The sequence below is a fragment of the Streptococcus mitis genome (assembly GCF_946190285.1).
Classification (GTDB): domain Bacteria; phylum Bacillota; class Bacilli; order Lactobacillales; family Streptococcaceae; genus Streptococcus; species Streptococcus mitis_CP.
On record NZ_CAMHZX010000002.1, the window covers coordinates 49,552 to 66,384 of the forward strand.

14 protein-coding genes and 1 other RNA gene are annotated in these 16,833 nt (G+C 36.6%); 2 read left to right on the top strand and 13 right to left on the bottom strand.

Annotated elements, in window-relative coordinates; translation table 11 throughout:
* Positions 1-65: 65 nt before the first annotated feature.
* The 7 genes from N8L39_RS03865 to N8L39_RS03895 all read right to left on the bottom strand — a co-directional run bounded on the left by N8L39_RS03865 (position 66) and on the right by N8L39_RS03895 (position 6,268).
* Complete coding sequence (locus N8L39_RS03865; RefSeq protein ID WP_261010257.1) at positions 66-755, bottom strand: response regulator transcription factor; 690 nt, start codon at positions 753-755, stop codon at positions 66-68.
* Positions 756-766: 11 nt separating this feature from the next.
* Complete coding sequence (gndA, locus tag N8L39_RS03870; RefSeq protein ID WP_000158785.1) at positions 767-2,191, bottom strand: NADP-dependent phosphogluconate dehydrogenase; 1,425 nt, start codon at positions 2,189-2,191, stop codon at positions 767-769.
* 75 nt (positions 2,192-2,266) lie between these two features.
* Positions 2,267-3,682 (bottom strand): cell division site-positioning protein MapZ, encoded by a 1,416-nt coding sequence (gene mapZ, locus N8L39_RS03875; RefSeq protein ID WP_261010256.1) that lies wholly within the window; start codon positions 3,680-3,682, stop codon positions 2,267-2,269.
* Positions 3,683-3,694: 12 nt separating this feature from the next.
* On the bottom strand, positions 3,695-4,852 hold the full coding sequence (locus N8L39_RS03880; RefSeq protein ID WP_261010255.1) for a THUMP domain-containing class I SAM-dependent RNA methyltransferase: 1,158 nt from the start codon (positions 4,850-4,852) through the stop codon (positions 3,695-3,697).
* Between the two features lie 84 nt (positions 4,853-4,936).
* Positions 4,937-5,318: RNase P RNA component class B (rnpB, locus tag N8L39_RS03885), an RNA gene on the bottom strand.
* A gap of 20 nt (positions 5,319-5,338) precedes the next feature.
* The gene (gpsB, locus tag N8L39_RS03890; RefSeq protein ID WP_023946600.1) at positions 5,339-5,668 is read right to left on the bottom strand and encodes a cell division regulator GpsB; all 330 of its coding nucleotides are present in this window, start codon (positions 5,666-5,668) and stop codon (positions 5,339-5,341) included.
* Between the two features lie 72 nt (positions 5,669-5,740).
* Complete coding sequence (locus N8L39_RS03895; protein ID WP_261010254.1) at positions 5,741-6,268, bottom strand: SLOG family protein; 528 nt, start codon at positions 6,266-6,268, stop codon at positions 5,741-5,743.
* A 66-nt stretch (positions 6,269-6,334) separates the two neighbouring features.
* Here N8L39_RS03895 and recU point away from each other — a divergent pair, with 66 nt between their 5' ends.
* Complete coding sequence (recU, locus tag N8L39_RS03900; protein ID WP_141230488.1) at positions 6,335-6,931, top strand: Holliday junction resolvase RecU; 597 nt, start codon at positions 6,335-6,337, stop codon at positions 6,929-6,931.
* On the top strand, positions 6,928-9,111 hold the full coding sequence (pbp1a, locus tag N8L39_RS03905; protein ID WP_261010253.1) for a penicillin-binding protein PBP1A: 2,184 nt from the start codon (positions 6,928-6,930) through the stop codon (positions 9,109-9,111). Before recU ends, pbp1a begins: the two co-directional genes overlap by 4 nt.
* Before the next feature lie 142 nt (positions 9,112-9,253).
* Here the strand turns inward: pbp1a and N8L39_RS03910 are convergent, their stop codons facing one another.
* The 6 genes from N8L39_RS03910 to N8L39_RS03935 all read right to left on the bottom strand — a co-directional run bounded on the left by N8L39_RS03910 (position 9,254) and on the right by N8L39_RS03935 (position 16,819).
* On the bottom strand, positions 9,254-11,233 hold the full coding sequence (locus tag N8L39_RS03910) for a peptide ABC transporter substrate-binding protein (protein ID WP_261010252.1): 1,980 nt from the start codon (positions 11,231-11,233) through the stop codon (positions 9,254-9,256).
* 201 nt (positions 11,234-11,434) lie between these two features.
* Positions 11,435-12,538 carry a UDP-galactopyranose mutase gene (gene glf / locus N8L39_RS03915; protein WP_261010251.1) on the bottom strand — a complete coding sequence of 368 codons (1,104 nt, stop codon included), beginning with the start codon at positions 12,536-12,538 and terminating at the stop codon, positions 11,435-11,437.
* Positions 12,539-12,549: 11 nt separating this feature from the next.
* Positions 12,550-13,965: an oligosaccharide flippase family protein gene (locus N8L39_RS03920; protein ID WP_261010250.1), complete on the bottom strand. Its 1,416-nt coding sequence runs from the start codon at positions 13,963-13,965 to the stop codon at positions 12,550-12,552.
* Between the two features lie 49 nt (positions 13,966-14,014).
* Entirely contained in the window at positions 14,015-14,899 is an 885-nt protein-coding gene (locus N8L39_RS03925) for a glycosyltransferase family 2 protein (protein WP_261010249.1), read from the bottom strand.
* Positions 14,887-15,867 carry a glycosyltransferase family 2 protein gene (locus N8L39_RS03930; protein WP_261010248.1) on the bottom strand — a complete coding sequence of 327 codons (981 nt, stop codon included), beginning with the start codon at positions 15,865-15,867 and terminating at the stop codon, positions 14,887-14,889. Before N8L39_RS03930 ends, N8L39_RS03925 begins: the two co-directional genes overlap by 13 nt.
* A gap of 1 nt (position 15,868) precedes the next feature.
* Positions 15,869-16,819, bottom strand: coding sequence for a beta-1,6-N-acetylglucosaminyltransferase (locus tag N8L39_RS03935; RefSeq protein ID WP_261010247.1), 951 nt, complete (start codon positions 16,817-16,819; stop codon positions 15,869-15,871).
* Between the last annotated feature and the right edge of the window lie 14 nt (positions 16,820-16,833).

Here is a 16,833-nt window from a genome sequence, read left to right on the forward strand (position 1 = left end):
CAAAATCGCATGTCAATATATAGAACACCCCTCAAAAAAGCAGTTACATAACTGCAACTGCTTTTCTATTCTTGCATGGTGTAACCGACACCACGAACGGTTTTAATGTAGCTTTTCTGACCTTTTACATCAAGCTTGCTACGTAGATAACGGATATAGACATCCACGATATTTGTTTCGGTCGCACTTTCATACTTCCAGACACTTTCCAACAACTGCTCACGAGTCAGAACTTTCTTGCTTCCCATAAGAGTAGCCAAAAGGTCATACTCACGACGGGTCAGAGCAATCATCTCCTCGCCACGATAAACGGTATGATGTTCTACATCCATACGCAGATTGCGATAAGACGTCGGAACCTTCATCTGACTACAGTGTTGGTCGATGAAGTCCCGACCTCGGAAAATCGCTGAAATACGAGCTACTAGATTCTCAATAATAACTGGCTTATAGATGTAAGAAACGGCAAAGCGTTGGATTGTATCAATCTGATCTTGCAATTCTTCACGATGGTCCAAGACCATGATGACTGAGGCTGGCTTAGTACGACTCAGCTTATCTGCAAAATCCTGGGCTGTCATATCCCCCAGACGAGCATTCAATAAAATCAAGTCATAGTCTGTCTGAAGAGCCATGGAGAGGGCTTTTTGCCCCTCCTCAACCTGATCAACTCGGTATTGCTCTTTTTGGAGTTCCAAACTTAAAAAATGAGCTAGATTTCGTTCTTTCTCAAGTAATAAAATCCGTTTCCCCATGGCAGACCTACTTATTTTTCGTCATACCAAGAGTAGTGGAATGTTCCTTCTTTGTCTTTACGTTGGTAAGTGTGGGCACCAAAGTAGTCACGTTGCGCTTGGATCAAGTTAGCTGGAAGGTCAGCTGAACGGTAGCTATCAAAGTAAGTAATAGCTGCTGAGAAAGTTGGCACTGGCACACCAGCTTGAACAGCAAGAGCTACGATATCACGCACTGCTTGTTGGTACTTAGCAGTAACATCCAAGAAGTACTCATCCAAAAGAAGGTTAGCAAGATCTGCATCACGGTTGTAAGCATCTGTAATCTTTTGCAAGAAACGAGAACGGATGATACAGCCATCACGCCAGATAGATGCGATATCTGCAAATGGCAAGTTCCAGTTGTTTTCTTTAGAAGCTACACGCAATTGCGCAAAACCTTGTGCGTATGAAATGATTTTTGAGAAGTAAAGGGCTTGACGGATCTTTTCAATCAACTCAGCCTTGTCTCCTTCAAATTTGAAGTCAGCTGGTTTTGGAAGAACCTTGCTAGCATGCACACGTTCTTCTTTGTAAGTAGAGATGTAGCGAGCAAATACTGATTCAGTGATGAGTGACAATGGCACACCAAGGTCAAGTGATGATTGGCTAGTCCATTTACCAGTTCCCTTGTTACCTGCAGCGTCAAGGATGTAGTCTACGATTGGTCCGTCTTGGCCTTCATCATCTTTACGGCTCAAGATATCAGCTGTGATTTCAATCAAGTAGCTGTCCAATTCACCCTTGTTCCACTCAGTAAAGATTTCAGCCATATCTTCTGCTGAAAGGCCTAGCAAGTGTTGCATCAAGTCATAACTTTCTGCGATCAATTGCATATCACCATACTCGATACCGTTGTGAACCATTTTCACATAGTGACCAGCTCCATCAGGACCGATATAAGTCACACATGGTTTGCCATCTTCTGGTGCTTTAGCTGAGATTTCTTCAAGAACATCCGCAACCAATTCGTAGGCCTCTTTTTGTCCACCAGGCATGATGGAAGGACCTTCTAGGGCACCTTTTTCACCACCAGAAACCCCAGTACCGATAAAGTTGATACCTGAGTTTGCCAACTCTTCATTACGACGGATTGTATCTTTGTAGAAAGTGTTTCCTCCGTCGATCAAGATATCACCCTTATCAAGGTGTGGAAGAAGGGCTTGGATAGTAGCATCTGTACCAGGTCCAGCTTGAACCATGAGCATGATACGACGAGGTTTTTCGATTGAGTTTACAAAACTTTCAACGTCATAGCTTGGTACAAAGTTCTTTTCAGGATGGCAAGCAATTACATCTTCAGTTTTTTCTTTACTACGGTTGTAAATAGCAACTGTGTAACCACGAGATTCAATATTAAGGGCAAGGTTACGACCCATTACGGCCATACCAACAACACCAAAGTTAGCTTTTGTCATTTGACACTCCTCTTGTTTAATTTGTTTTATTTTATCATTTTTACTTTTGAAAAGAAAGAATTTTGTAACGACTGCTTAGTAGTCCAAGTCATCCGCATGTCCAGAACCATTTCCAACAAAGTATCCTGTCTTACAGTTAAGGGTAAAGAGATAGGTTCCATCTGGCTTGTAGAGGTTGTAATAACCATTGCCATTAACGATATTAACACGTTCAAGGATATATTGGTTACCAGTGATATAACCACGTGAACGTGAAGTCGCTAGAATTTGTTCTAAGACACCATCCGCGAAATCCCAGGCAGAATTATTGCTATCATCAATAGCAGACTGGTTATAAGAAACACGACTCGCACTTCTTTGAACAGCAACTCCTGCACTTGAGACACCCATATTGACTTCACTGCGGGTACTTCTAGTTTCAGTTGATGCAGTATTTGAACTACTTGGGCTTGTTTCACTAGCAGTATTTTCACTTGCTTGACGAGAACTTGAGCTGCTAGTTTCACTTGAACTTGAGCTTGAGCTTGAAGCACTTGTTTGCTGGCTCTTACCAAGACTGATAGCCTTATCTAGAACTTTATCAAGCTCCGTATTTCCAGTTTTAATATCTGTAAATTTAGCATCTGATTTAGCTTTAGCGTTAGTATCCAAGACACCATCCACAATAGCTGGCTTCTCAAATTGAGCATTGACATCTTGAATGGCCTTGATTTGCGTTGCTAGACTATCATACTTCGATTTGGCAAGGGTATGTTCGCGACTACCTTCTAGCTTATCAAGCAAGGTTTTCAGTTGGCTCAGTTTATCAAACTGGCTATTCTTCAAAGCCGTTTTGTTGCTATCTGTATAGAAGGCATCATACAAATTATTGAATTCTTCCGCATCTGACTGCGTGTTTGTAGTTGATTGAGAAGTTTGGATTTCCTTGGTTGAACGAGCCACTTGACGATAAACATAATAACCAGTTCCAAGGATAAGAACCACTAAGGCTGCTAGAATACCGTAAAGCACCCATTTCTTCTTACTTTTTTCATCTTCACTATCTGTGACTCGAGAACGTGTGAGAGCCTCTTCCGTTCCAACTAATGGTACCTCTTCCTTCTCAAATTCTTCGACAGGGATAACTTCTGAATCGCGTGTGAATTCTAAATCATCGAACTGACTCAAGTCATCTTCTGGTACTGAGGACTCATCTTCTGTTGCCTCACGAATCTCTTGAAGCAAATTATCCAGAGTCTGAGTCTCCTCTACCTCTTCTTTTTCAACTAAATCATCCTTGCTAAACTGACGTGTTTCAAACTTATCTGCCTCAATTTCATCTTTATGTTGTTTCACATACTTGTCCAAGATAGAATCTCCAGGCAACACACCTGCTTCCACCTCTTCATTTTTTCGCATGGCTTCTCCAACCGTTAGCTCTTTGGCATCACCAAAATCAAATTGCGCTTCTTTATGTTCTGTTTTATGACGATTCCGTCTTTTCTTACTCATGAGTTTTCCTTCCTACTTTACATCCTGACGTTTCACACGCTGACCAAAATATTGATACAAATCAACTTTTAAAGTTCCATTGTACAACTTCCGTTTCTTATCCGCCTGACTACCGTACTTGGTCTCAAAGGCTTCATCACTGGTTAAGATAAACTTGCTCCACGTTTTCAGCGGTGCAAATACTTGACCCATTTCAGCATAAAGCTTGGTAACTCCTGCATCATCTGACAAGCGTTCACCATAAGGTGGGTTAGAGATAATCACTCCATTTATTTTATCAGAACGCAAATCCTGAACGCGCATCTGCTTAAAGGTAATATCTCCTGCAACCCCTGCTGCCTGAGCATTGGCCTTAGCAATTTCCACCATACGTGCATCGATATCACAGCCCATGATATCTAGCTCAAGCTCACGATCCACTTTCTTAGCCGCTTCTGTACGCACTTCTTGAATCAGTCGATCGCTAATCCAGTTCCATTCCTCAAAGGCAAAGGAGCGACGAAGACCAGGAGCCATCTTTCTGGCAATCATAACTGCCTCGATACAGAAAGTTCCTGAACCACAGGTCGGATCAATCAAGGGCTTGTCTGGATACCAGTTAGAAAGTTGCAAAATGGCTGCTGCCATATTTTCCTTTATAGGAGCGCCACCTTTTTCCGTACGATAACCACGTTTAAAGAGGCTAGTCCCTGTCGTATCAATCATGACAGTTGCTATGTCTTTGAGAATAGAGACCTCAATCTTAAACTCAGGACCATTCTCCATCAGAGGAACACCTTCTGGACGGGCATAGTGTTTCTGCAACTTTTTAACAACAGCCTTCTTTGAAATAGCCTGAACACTGGGTTCATTGTGTAGTTTAGATTTCACACATTTGGCTTTTGAAATCGGAAAACGAGCCCCAAGTGGTAAATAATTTTCCCAATCTAGAGCGAAAATTCCCTGAAACAGCTCCTCAAAAGTCTTAGCTGGAAAAGTTCCTACGATGATCTTGATACGATCTGCTGCCCGAAGCCAAAGGTTGGTTTCGATAATAGCTCTCACGTCTCCTTGAAAACGAACACGTCCATTTTCAACCTGACAATCGTAGCCCAACTCTCGCACTTCTCGTCCAACAACAGCTTCAAGACCCGCTGCAGCAGTAGCGATTAAATTAAATTCTTTTTTCATTTTCAGTCTTATAAGACCTTTCTATATGTCCACTTTAAAAAATGAGGTTGAGAAAGTTTTCTCAGCCCCAACCTATATGCAATTTTCTATAAGCCATGTTTTGTTCCAGAAGTGACTAGGACCACTTCCTTCGATAATCATCTGTCTACCACTAACAACTTACAGCTGATAGCAGTCAGAGTACTACGTTCGTTTCCGTGTACTCCATGCCCCGACCGAAATTTGGGTTGCTAGCTTGAGGGGTTTACCGCGTTCCACTCTCTCTGTTTCCAGAAAGACTCCGTCACTGTGGCACTTTCAAGCCTACTCTGACCTATCCAAGGACTTAGCCATTTCAACTGCCGTAACGATTTCTCGTCCCTAGGCTTATGGATTCGCCTAGCACAAACACTACAGGCATCACAGCCTGTGCTAGCATGGACTTTCCTCATGAAAAGAAATTCTCCTCACGCGATTATCCAAAAATTGCACTTTTCAAATAAGCTCTTATAGATCAGAGTTATCCAAAATTTGTTTACCAAATACTTCTTTCTCAAGACGATTCAAGCGTTTCAAAATATCAAAATTCGTCATAGAAGTTGTTGCTGTCATTTCAAGTGGTTCTGCTTGAACCGGTGCAGATTCAGGTTTGCGAGATAATTCTTCCTTCAACTCTGCAATTTCTTGACGGAGAGACTTGACTAAGGCAGCATAAGTTTCATAGTCCTTGATGACATCGTCCAAAAATTCATCAACTTCAACCTTACTATACCCACGGACTTCACGTCCAAACTCTTGCTCGAAAATATCTTTCGCTGAAAAAATAATACCTGCCATCTCTCTCTCCATTCTCGGTTTCTAATAGTATTATTATATAAAAAAAGGCAAACAAAAATCAAGGTCAAAGGCTTACTTTTCAGAAAAATTTTCTACTAGCTCATTTAAGTCTTCAAACGTTAACCTTTTTATGCGATAACCTTCCTGATTTTTCATCAAATTGTCTATAAATTTTAATTTGGTCTCATTTTCTGGGTCATAGAAAAAATAAGCTAAATCAGTATTTTCCAGTAAAAATCGTTGGTAGTCTCGTAGTTGCCCCATATGCTCATATTTAGGATAGGCATATTTGACAAAATCGACCTGCTTAAATTGGCTAAGTTTAAGCTGATTCGCTTCATTCCAATTTTCCCCGTGTGTTTCAAAATCAAAAATGGTCGCTAGGTTGAAATCATATTCGTCTTTCATTTCATTTGCGACATCCAGAACCCAGGATTCAAATCCCAAATTCCCTGTAAAGACCAGCCAGTTAATCCCTTCTTCTGCTAAACTTTCTAAATCACGGTGAATGGCTTTCTTTATAATTTTTAACCTGATATCTTTTTCATTAAACAAACCCAAGTCAAAATTAGAATATCCCATAATTAAAGCTGTAGTCATTTTTACACCTTTCTTTCTATTTTTATGGTATAATAGAGTGATGTTATTGTACCAATAAGGAGAAATATGGTCAACTATCCTCATAAAATTTCATCAAAAAAAAGCCAAACATCCATTTCTCAACCAAAAAATTTCGCAAATCGAGGAATGACTTTTGAAAAGATGATCAACGCTACAAACGACTACTATCTGACGCATGGAATGGCAGTTATCCATAAAAAACCAACGCCTGTTCAGATTGTTCGAGTAGACTATCCTCAACGTAGTCGAGCCAAAATTGTAGAAGCCTATTTTAGACAAGCTTCCACAACAGATTACTCTGGCGTATATAGAGGACATTACATTGACTTTGAAGCCAAGGAAACACGACAAAAGAATGCTATTCCAATGAAGAACTTCCATCTTCACCAGATTCAACATATGGAACAAGTTCTAGAACAGCAAGGCATTTGCTTCGTACTGCTTCATTTTTCTTCTCGACAAGAAACTTATTTGTTGCCGGCACTTGATTTGATTCGCTTTTATCATCAAGATAAGGGCCAAAAATCAATGCCACTTGGATATATCAAAGAATACGGATATTTAGTAAAGCAAGGAGCTTTCCCTCAAATTCCCTATCTCGATATTATCAAAGAACATTTACTAGGTGGTAAAACAAGATGAATAAACAAACCATTCTGCGATTCTTAAAGTATATTGGAATTACATTTCTTACCTTATTTATCGCATTATTTCTATTAGGTGGAGGTGTCTTCCTCTACTTTGTTAGCAAGGCCCCAGCCTTATCTGAAAGTAAATTAGTTGCGACAACCTCTAGCAAGATTTATGACAACAAAAACGAACTGATTGCTGACCTTGGATCTGAACGTCGCGTAAATGCTCAATCAAATGAAATTCCTACTGACTTAGTCAAGGCAATTGTGTCTATCGAAGACCACCGTTTCTTTGACCATAGAGGTGTTGATACCATCCGTATCATGGGGGCGACATTGAGAAACCTCCAAGGGAAAGGAGGGCTCCAAGGAGCTTCAACCTTGACTCAGCAATTGATTAAATTAACTTATTTCTCTACTTCAACTGCCGATCAAACCTTGTCACGTAAAGCCCAAGAAGCTTGGCTAGCCATTCAATTAGAGCAAAAAGCAACCAAGCAAGAAATCCTGACCTACTACATCAACAAAGTCTACATGTCTAACGGTAACTATGGAATGCAAACCGCAGCCGAAAATTACTATGGAAAAGACTTGAAGGATTTAAGCTTGCCACAGTTAGCACTCCTAGCCGGAATGCCTCAAGCACCAAACCAATATGATCCATATTCCCACCCAGAAGCTGCTCTAGAGCGTCGTAACTTGGTACTTTCAGAAATGAAGGGACAGAAATATATCAGTGCAGAAGATTACGAAAAAGCTATTAATACGCCTATCACTGACGGTCTTCAAAGCTTGAAGTCAGCCAATAGTTACCCAGCCTATATGGACAACTACCTCAAAGAAGTAATCAACCAAGTCGAACAAGAAACAGGCTACAACCTTCTTACCACAGGTATGGAAGTCTATACTAATGTCGACAAAAATGTTCAACAGAGACTTTGGGATGTTTACAATACAGATGAGTACGTTGCTTATCCAGATGATGAACTTCAAGTAGCATCCACTATCGTGGATGTAACAAATGGCAAAGTCATTGCTCAGTTAGGTGCCCGTCACCAATCAAGTAATGTATCTTTCGGAATCAACCAAGCAGTTGAAACCAATCGTGACTGGGGTTCTACTATGAAACCCATCACTGACTATGCTCCCGCTTTAGAATATGGAGTCTATGACTCTACTGCAACTATAGTACATGATGTTCCTTATAACTATCCTGGCACTGATACTCCAGTCTACAACTGGGATCATGGCTACTTTGGAAACATTACAATCCAGTATGCTCTTCAACAATCACGAAATGTCACAGCCGTTGAGACTTTGAATAAGGTCGGTCTAGATAGAGCTAAAACCTTCCTTAATGGTCTTGGTATCGATTACCCAAGCATACACTATGCTAACGCCATTTCAAGTAATACAACAGAATCTAACAAACATTACGGTGCAAGTAGTGAAAAAATGGCTGCTGCTTATGCCGCCTTTGCTAATGGTGGTATTTACCACAAACCAATGTATATCAATAAAATCGTCTTTAGTGATGGTAGTGAAAAAGAATTTTCTGATGCTGGTACACGAGCTATGAAAGAAACTACTGCCTATATGATGACCGAAATGATGAAAACTGTTTTAGCTTACGGAACTGGTCGTGGAGCCTATCTCCCATGGTTAGCGCAAGCAGGTAAGACAGGTACTTCTAACTATACTGACGACGAAATTGAAAAGTATATCAAGAACACTGGCTACGTAGCTCCAGATGAGATGTTTGTAGGTTATACTCGTAAGTATTCTATGGCTGTATGGACTGGTTACTCAAATCGTTTAACTCCAATCGTTGGAGATGGTTTCCTAGTTGCTGCTAAGGTTTATCGCTCAATGATATCGTATCTATCAGAAGATGACCAACCTGGAGATTGGACGATGCCAGACGGCCTGTTCCGAAATGGAGAATTCGTCTTCCAGAACAACGCGAAGAACACATGGAATAATTCAGCAACACAACAAACACAAACGGTAGAAACTCCAAGCACAACAGCTGAAAGTTCAACTACACAGGCAAGTACGACGGTTGGTCAACAACCCAATAATGCTCCAGCAACTGATCCTAATCAAGGACAAGCTGGCCAGGCTGTTCAACCGACACAACCAGTACAACCAGCGCCACAAAATCCACAAGTTCAACAACCACAACAGTGAAATGAAAGAAAATCCTGAGAGTAAAAACTCAGGATTTTTTCTACAAAAAAAATTAGCTTCATAATCTTTGAAAGTGAAGAGAGGTTTCAACTTATTTTCGATAAACCAAAAGAAGTTAGCGAATAACTAACTTCTTTTTATCTTATTTCACATGTTTTGCGAGCTCTTCTTGCGCTTTTTTATTGGATTCTTCTTTTTCTTTCATCCATTTATCTTGAGCTTTTTGATATTCATCTGCTGTGACTGCCTTGTCTTGAAGTTCAAGGTATTTGTATCGGAGCGGATCGCTTGTCCCCTTGTTACCTGCGAAAGCGAAAGGTAAAGTAAATGGTACCATCTTAGACAAGATTGGACGCCCTGTACGAGATGTCGTTGGAATAACTAGGGCACTATCTGTCAACCAAGCTTGAGCTTCTGCATACTTGTTATACCGTTTTGTAACGTCTGTAGTTTCTTCCCCTGCTTCATTGACCATTTTATCATAATCATTGAGACCAACTTTCTTAGCCGCTTCATTGTCTTTTCCGGAATCAAATCCTAGGTAAGTTCTCGTATTTTCCCCTACAGAAGGCTTGATGATATCAAGATAAGTTGATGGATCTGAGAAGTCTGGTCCCCATCCAACGTTATCAGAAAGATCCCAATCCTCACCAGCAGCAGTTTGTGCAAATAAAGTAACATTCAATAGGTCATCTTTTTGCAATTGTTGAATATCAATAATGACATTATCAGTTCCTAAAGTCGCTTCTAAGGATTGTTTCATAGATTGGACACGTTGAACTTTTGTAGTTGCTGTTTGGTCAACAGGCATGTCTAGGTGAATTGGGAACTGTACTCCTTCTGCCTGAAGAGCAGTCTTAGCCTTAGCAAATTCTGCCTTTGCTTTCTCTGGATTATAGAGACCATCTTGGGCATCGGCAAGGTTCACATCCTTCCATTCATCCCCGTAAGTCACCAATTTTTCTTTGACCATATCACCAAAGTTTTTTCCATCTGCTTGAACAAATGTTGGTGGAACAAAGATATTACGTAAGATTTTGCTTGCTCCAGTTTGTCCATTTAGCTGAGAAGCATAGGCTGTACGGTCAAATCCAAAGGCAATAGCCTGACGGAAATCCTTGTTTAACAAAGCCTTTTTAGTTGAGGTCTTTTGTTCTTCACTAGTCTTAGAAGTATATTTATAGGACTGACGGTCAATGTTTGTTCCTACTACATAAGTCGTAGAGTCCTGTTGCGTATAGACAATATTGTCCTTCATCTCTTTCTCAAGTTCTGCGAAACTTGCACTTGTTGGATAGAGACGAGCTGCTGTAAGGCTACCGTCTTTAAAGTTTTCTGCAGGTTTACTAGTATCTTGACCATCCCAGAATGACAATTTGACCTTGTCAATATGGACATTGTCTTTATCCCAGTAGTTAGGATTTTTTGCAAATTCAACAGTAGATTTGGTCACAATAGATTTCAACAAATAAGGACCATTATACAAGATACTGCTTGGATCTGTTGCTTTGGCAAAATCATCCCCTTTTGAGTTCAAAAACTCTTCATTGACTGGTGCTAAAACACCCATTGTTGTTTTAGAATTCCAAAAACTTTCAGGTTTGTTCAAAGTGTATTGGACTGTTTGATCGTCAAGAGCTTTAATCCCAACTTGAGAGAAATCTTTATTCTCCCCTTTAGCGTATGCATCCAAACCTTTAATTGAATCCTGTACCAAGTAAAGAGCTTCAGATTTCTTATCTGTCGCATATTTAAGACCTGTCACAAAGTCCTGTGCCTTAACAGGAGCATATTCTTCTCCTTCTGATGTGTACCACTTGGCATCCTGACGAATCTTATAAGTATAAGTCAAGCCATCTTTAGAAACTGACCAGTCCTCTGCCATTGAGGGAATAAGGTTCCCGTATTTATCATTTTCAAGCAATCCATCAATTACATTACTAGTAATGTCAGCAGTCGCTGCCTTACCAGTTGTTAAGTAGTTGAGATTATCTGGGTCTGTCTCGTAGGTAAATGCAAAAGTCTGCTCACCTTTAGTAGCAGAACCACCAGAACAAGCTGCTAAGACACCAGCTGCTAATAAAGTGACTCCCGCAAGAGCCAATACTTTCCTTGTTTTCATCGTATTCTCCTTTGTTTTTCTATCCATTATAGACCCTTTTTAAAGTCCTGTCAATAGAATTTTCTGAATTTTAGAAAATTATTTTTTAAACAATAACTTTGCAAAAATATGAATAATATTAAAAATACCTCAACTACATTAGGTAGTCAAGGAATTATCAATCACATTTCTAAATAGCAACTAATTAGCAGTTGTAGTTCTTTAATCTAACTCATTTCGTACACACTGTAAAGCTGCTCCAATTACTTGGTGCATATCGTAATAACGATAGTGTCCTAAACGACCACCAAAGATAACATTGCCTTGCTCATCAGCCAATTTTTTATATGATTTATACAAATGATTATTACGATCATTATTAACTGGATAATACGGCTCATCACCTTTTTCCCATGTTTTCGAATGTTCTTTCGTAATGATAGTCTTTGGTTGAGTCCCAAACTCAAAATGTTTGTGTTCAATAATGCGAGTATATGGAGTTTCTGAATCCGTATAGTTCACAACTGCATTTCCTTGGTAATTCTCCATATCCAAGGTCTCATTTTCAAAACGAAGACTACGGTACTCTAGTTCACCTAATTTATAATCAAAGAATTCATCAATCATACCAGTAAAGACAATCTTAGGAAAATCTTTCAGATATTGCTCTTTATTCTCAAAAAAATCAACATTTGTTTCTACATCAATGTTTTCATGATCCAACATTTTTTCAACTATTTGAGTGTATCCACCAATTGGAATCCCTTGATAGGTATCATTAAAATAGTTGTTATCATAGGTCAGGCGTACTGGCAAACGGCGAATGATAAAGGCTGGAAGTTCCGTAGTTGGCTTGCCCCACTGTTTCTCTGTATAGTCTTTGATTAATTTTTCGTAGATGTCTGTACCTACAAGAGAAATAGCCTGTTCTTCCAAATTTTCAGGAGTTTTGCCATTTAAAACAGCACGTTGCTCATCAATCTTAGCCTGTGCTTCTGCTGGCGTCACAACTCCCCAGAGTTTATTGAAGGTATTCATATTAAAAGGTAAGTTATAAATCTCTCCCTTATAATTTGCAACTGGAGAGTTTGTGTAACGGTTAAACTCTGCAAACTGATTCACATAATCCCAAATCTCCTTATCAGAAGTATGGAAAATATGAGCACCATACTGATGAACTTGAATTCCTTCCTCTTCACGAGTATAGATATTACCCGCGATATGATTTCGTTTTTCAATGACTTTTACTTTTTTTCCTTTTAAGGCTGCTTCATGGGCAAATACTGCACCAAAAAGACCAGCACCAACGACAAGATAATCGTACATTTTTTCTCCTTTTATTTTTTAACAAACTGTTGTCTCAATTCTGCAAGATTGATAACTTTCAGCGATAAAATAATGATTAAATATATTATCACGCCGATGATTGCATATACTAAAACATTTAAAGCGGGAGCAAATATTAACACAGGTTTCAGCAAATACAGCACACCATACATCATCACAGAAGCTAAAATAATCTTAAACATATTTCTAAGAATTGGAACTTCCTTAAGATAAGTTCGTGTATAATACAATTGAATGAACCACACAACGCTTTCTGTCAGTACAGAAGTAATTGCCGCACCAATATAGCCTAAATATGGAATCAATACTAGATTACACGCAATACTGAAAAATGCTGGAATCGTAGTTGAGACCATAAATTCTTTGTGTTTATTATGTGGAATCAAAATTTGAATCCCCATAATATTCGTCCATCCAATAAAGAATATATTCCAAACCATAATCATAATAGCATATTTAGCATCTTGAAATTCACTTCCTAAGAAAAATTGAACAAAATTATCATTCACAATTAACATTCCTGCAATAAGTGGAAAAATTACTGTATTATAAACTAAAAATGAAAATTCATAAAATTGATTTACTTTTTCCTTTTTACCTTGTGAAATCAAATTGGAAACATGTGGTAAAATTACTCCACTAAGTGTTGTAACAACTACCAATAATAGATTCACTAACTTATTTCCTTGTTCAAAAATCCCAACATCTCTTGTAGAAACCAAAGCACCTAGTAATGTACGATCTAACAAGGCATATAAAGACATTGCCACTTGAGGAATAAATAAAATGAATACAGGTTTTAGATGTTTGATACTATCATTTATAGAAAATACCGGTTTTTGTAACCATCTTTTAGCTGGTATCCACATTATTACTTGACCTAATAGTTCATAAAAAACAATTAAGAAAATATATAAATATAAATCAGATTCTTCTTTAATAAATATAAAGATAGAGACTGCTCCAATTAATTTAATCATCACACTTCGAAATGTAAGTGAACGAAAATCTTCGACTCCTTGGAATAACCATGATATATCAATAAATCTCGATAACAATGTGATTCCAAGAATATATGCAATTACATTATGAAAAGAATTATTTACAAGACATAGTAAAATGTATAAGCCAAGTGATATAAAAGAAAATACTAATTGAATACTATATATTTCCCAAAACACCTTAGAACGATTAGACGAATTAGAAGAAATTTCTTTTACTGCATAATTCCCTATTCCTAATGTTGCTAATAAAGCAAAATATGAAACAATTGAATTATAATATCCATAACTTCCTAATTCAGAACTAGTAAATACTCTTGTTACATATGGAGTTGTAATAAAAGGTAAGATTAACATCAAAATCTGATTGGAAAAATTATAAATATAATTTTTTATAACTTTCATTTTATTATTAACATTTCCTCCTTTAATTTTAGTTTAGTATATTAAATTTCTAAAATAATCCAAAACGTAACTTTATTCTACTTTTCAACATATGATATTTAAATATTATTTTTACAAAATGTTTTCTCGGAATCGAAGTATCATTATGCCACTTTACATGAGACAAACAAATTTCTTCCACTATGAATTTTATATTTTTAGATTCATTTTTAAAATATTTTCTAAAATGTGATACAGTTGGAAATATATCCATTTTTTTCATAGAAAATTTTGCCGTTGTAATCGAATTGGGTCGAACTCGATATCCATAAAGTTCAACAGGAATTTTCTTCCATTTTTTTGATAACACAATTAAATTGGGTGTTACTGCTAAATCTTCATAAATTTTTCCTTGTGGGAAAAAGTTTTCAGATAATAAACTTACACGAATCAATCTTGGAAAAACGGAAACTCTGATTCTTCGGTTAAGTGTACATTTTAATTTTTCTTCAGTAGTTTCTATGATAAATTCGTCTTCATCTGAACTTGAAAAAGTAGGTTGTCCATGCTCAATAATCGTAGCTACGTTTGCTTCTACAATATCAATATCATCCGCAATATGCTTGATTAAGTCTTCTAAAAAATTAAATGCCAAAACATCATCGCTATCCACAAATGAAACAAAATTTATAGTCTCTTTTTTCTCTAACTCTTTGAGTAAAAATTCAATCCCTCGATTTCTAGCACCACTTAACCCTTTATTTTTTTGATTAATTAATACAAATCGATCATCTACTAGATAAGTTTCAGCAATTTTTTTTGAAGAATCCGTTGATCCATCATTAATCATAATACAAATAAAATTTGGATAGGTTTGTTTCTGTATACTATCTAAACATTCCCTTAGATAATTTTCAACATTGTAAATTGGTACTATTATTGCTATTTTTCCCATTGTATTAATTTCTTATTTACCTTCCTCAGTATTTTTTTATAAAATTGTTCCAAGCCTTTAATATAGAAAAATTTTGAAGGATATAATTTATAGGTTTTTAAGTAATGATCATTAGGATAAGCATCTTTTGAATACTTGTTCAACCAATGATTAAACTGTTTATCATATTTATTGGTTTGTTTTTTTATCGCCATATACCTTTGTGCAATATGATGAAAAATCACTGTATGAATGTAATACATATATTCTTCTTTATCCGAATAATATTTCTCTAATAATTCGCAGATTGGAAATATATCCAATTGTTTTTCCACCGTGCTGCCCTTCATCGTACCCATTGGATTTGGTCGATAATAATATCCGTAGAAATCTAATTTTACAGCTTTACGGACTTTCTTCAATAGAGCTATACCAGTATATAAATCTTCGTAAATTAAATTTTCAGGAAACAACACATTTTCAATCAATGATTTTCGAATGAGTTTTGCTACTGGCTGATGCGTAATAGCCCAAGTATCAATACAAGCTTTTAAAACTTCCTCTCCATATCCTTCGAAAGAAATTTGAACATTAGAACACTTTTCTTCAATAAAAACATCTAGATTATCTGTAAAATCAGCTTCTACTATATCTACATCCTCTTGGATATAAGTTACTAAAAGTTCTAATAATCGAGGATGAATAATATCATCACTATCGACAAAACAAACAAATTCTCCTTTTGCTAAATTTATAGCTCTGTTTCTTGCTACACTTTGTCCTGAATTATTTTGATTGATTAAGTAAAAACGTTCATCCTCTAAATATTGTTCAGCAATTTCTTGAGAAGAATCTGTTGAACCATCATTTATCATAATACATTCAAATTTAGTAAACGTTTGATTTTTTATACTTTCCAAACATTCTCTTAAATAATTTTCAACATTATAAATTGGTACTATAATTGAAATTTTAGACTTCCATTCCATATTAAAGTTCCTCAACTTTCATATGAATAATCTTTTCTATCAATTCTGTCATTTCTGGATATTTTTCTAAATCAAACTTTCTCGAAAAAAGATGACCTTGTTTTTTCCCAAACTTTAATTGTTCAATATCGTGAGAAGAACTTGTCCAAGTATGTGGGCTTCCATCCCACCAATTTATATAACGGAGATTACCTTGAAAATCAGTAGGCTTATCATTTGTAGGTTCTATCGAATAAACTGAATCCAATAACTGATGTTTCTGTAAAATGGTAGGAATGAATAATTCATCATTTACTTTGCTATTTTTAAAAATGCTAGCAATCAATTTCTTTTCTTCTAGTAGTATATCTACAGCATTATTGTTAAGAGAACACCAATTAGAAGCATATTTCAATTCTAAATTAAACTTTTTGAAGCAATCAATTTTAAAAATTCTTTGCAGTTCAACTTCAAACTTTCTATAAACATTTAATACCAAGCGTAAAAAATTATTACTTACAGTTCTTGATGTTAACTGGGGAAACATTGTTTTAAATGCTACACGCTCATAGACTTTATTTCGAATATATAATTCATCAGAAACCATCGTTAAAAAATTATATTCTTTTCTGCTATCAAAAAAGTTATATATATTTTCTGCAGTATCTAAAGGTAAATCTACTCCCGATAACAAATGATACATACTGTAATTTTCTTGTTTATTTGCGGTTTCAAAAAGTTCTATCTCTGCTTCAACTAAAGAATAATCTCCCCAATAAATTGGTATTTCCCTTGTGAAGAATATGTTTGATTTCGTTACTTTTTTACTTATTTCATTTTTTTGTTTTTCAGTAATCATTGCTTTTTGATCAAATAAAATATAAAAATCATGTTTCTCATAATCTAATAGTGAAATCAAAAATTTTAACTGCTCTATTTTATTATGTGCTATGATTAAATAAGCTTGTTTCATATAACTCCTATTAT

Coding starts and splice junctions, on each gene's coding strand:
- pbp1a (WP_261010253.1), top strand. CDS start 6,928: ATGAATAAACAAACCATTCTGCGATTCTTAAAGTATATTGGAATTACA.
- N8L39_RS03920 (WP_261010250.1), bottom strand. CDS start 13,965: ATGAAAGTTATAAAAAATTATATTTATAATTTTTCCAATCAGATTTTG.
- N8L39_RS03925 (WP_261010249.1), bottom strand. CDS start 14,899: ATGGGAAAAATAGCAATAATAGTACCAATTTACAATGTTGAAAATTAT.
- mapZ (WP_261010256.1), bottom strand. CDS start 3,682: ATGAGTAAGAAAAGACGGAATCGTCATAAAACAGAACATAAAGAAGCG.
- N8L39_RS03880 (WP_261010255.1), bottom strand. CDS start 4,852: ATGAAAAAAGAATTTAATTTAATCGCTACTGCTGCAGCGGGTCTTGAA.
- N8L39_RS03865 (WP_261010257.1), bottom strand. CDS start 755: ATGGGGAAACGGATTTTATTACTTGAGAAAGAACGAAATCTAGCTCAT.
- N8L39_RS03910 (WP_261010252.1), bottom strand. CDS start 11,233: ATGAAAACAAGGAAAGTATTGGCTCTTGCGGGAGTCACTTTATTAGCA.
- recU (WP_141230488.1), top strand. CDS start 6,335: ATGGTCAACTATCCTCATAAAATTTCATCAAAAAAAAGCCAAACATCC.
- N8L39_RS03895 (WP_261010254.1), bottom strand. CDS start 6,268: ATGACTACAGCTTTAATTATGGGATATTCTAATTTTGACTTGGGTTTG.
- glf (WP_261010251.1), bottom strand. CDS start 12,538: ATGTACGATTATCTTGTCGTTGGTGCTGGTCTTTTTGGTGCAGTATTT.
- gpsB (WP_023946600.1), bottom strand. CDS start 5,668: ATGGCAGGTATTATTTTTTCAGCGAAAGATATTTTCGAGCAAGAGTTT.
- N8L39_RS03935 (WP_261010247.1), bottom strand. CDS start 16,819: ATGAAACAAGCTTATTTAATCATAGCACATAATAAAATAGAGCAGTTA.
- N8L39_RS03930 (WP_261010248.1), bottom strand. CDS start 15,867: ATGGAATGGAAGTCTAAAATTTCAATTATAGTACCAATTTATAATGTT.
- gndA (WP_000158785.1), bottom strand. CDS start 2,191: ATGACAAAAGCTAACTTTGGTGTTGTTGGTATGGCCGTAATGGGTCGT.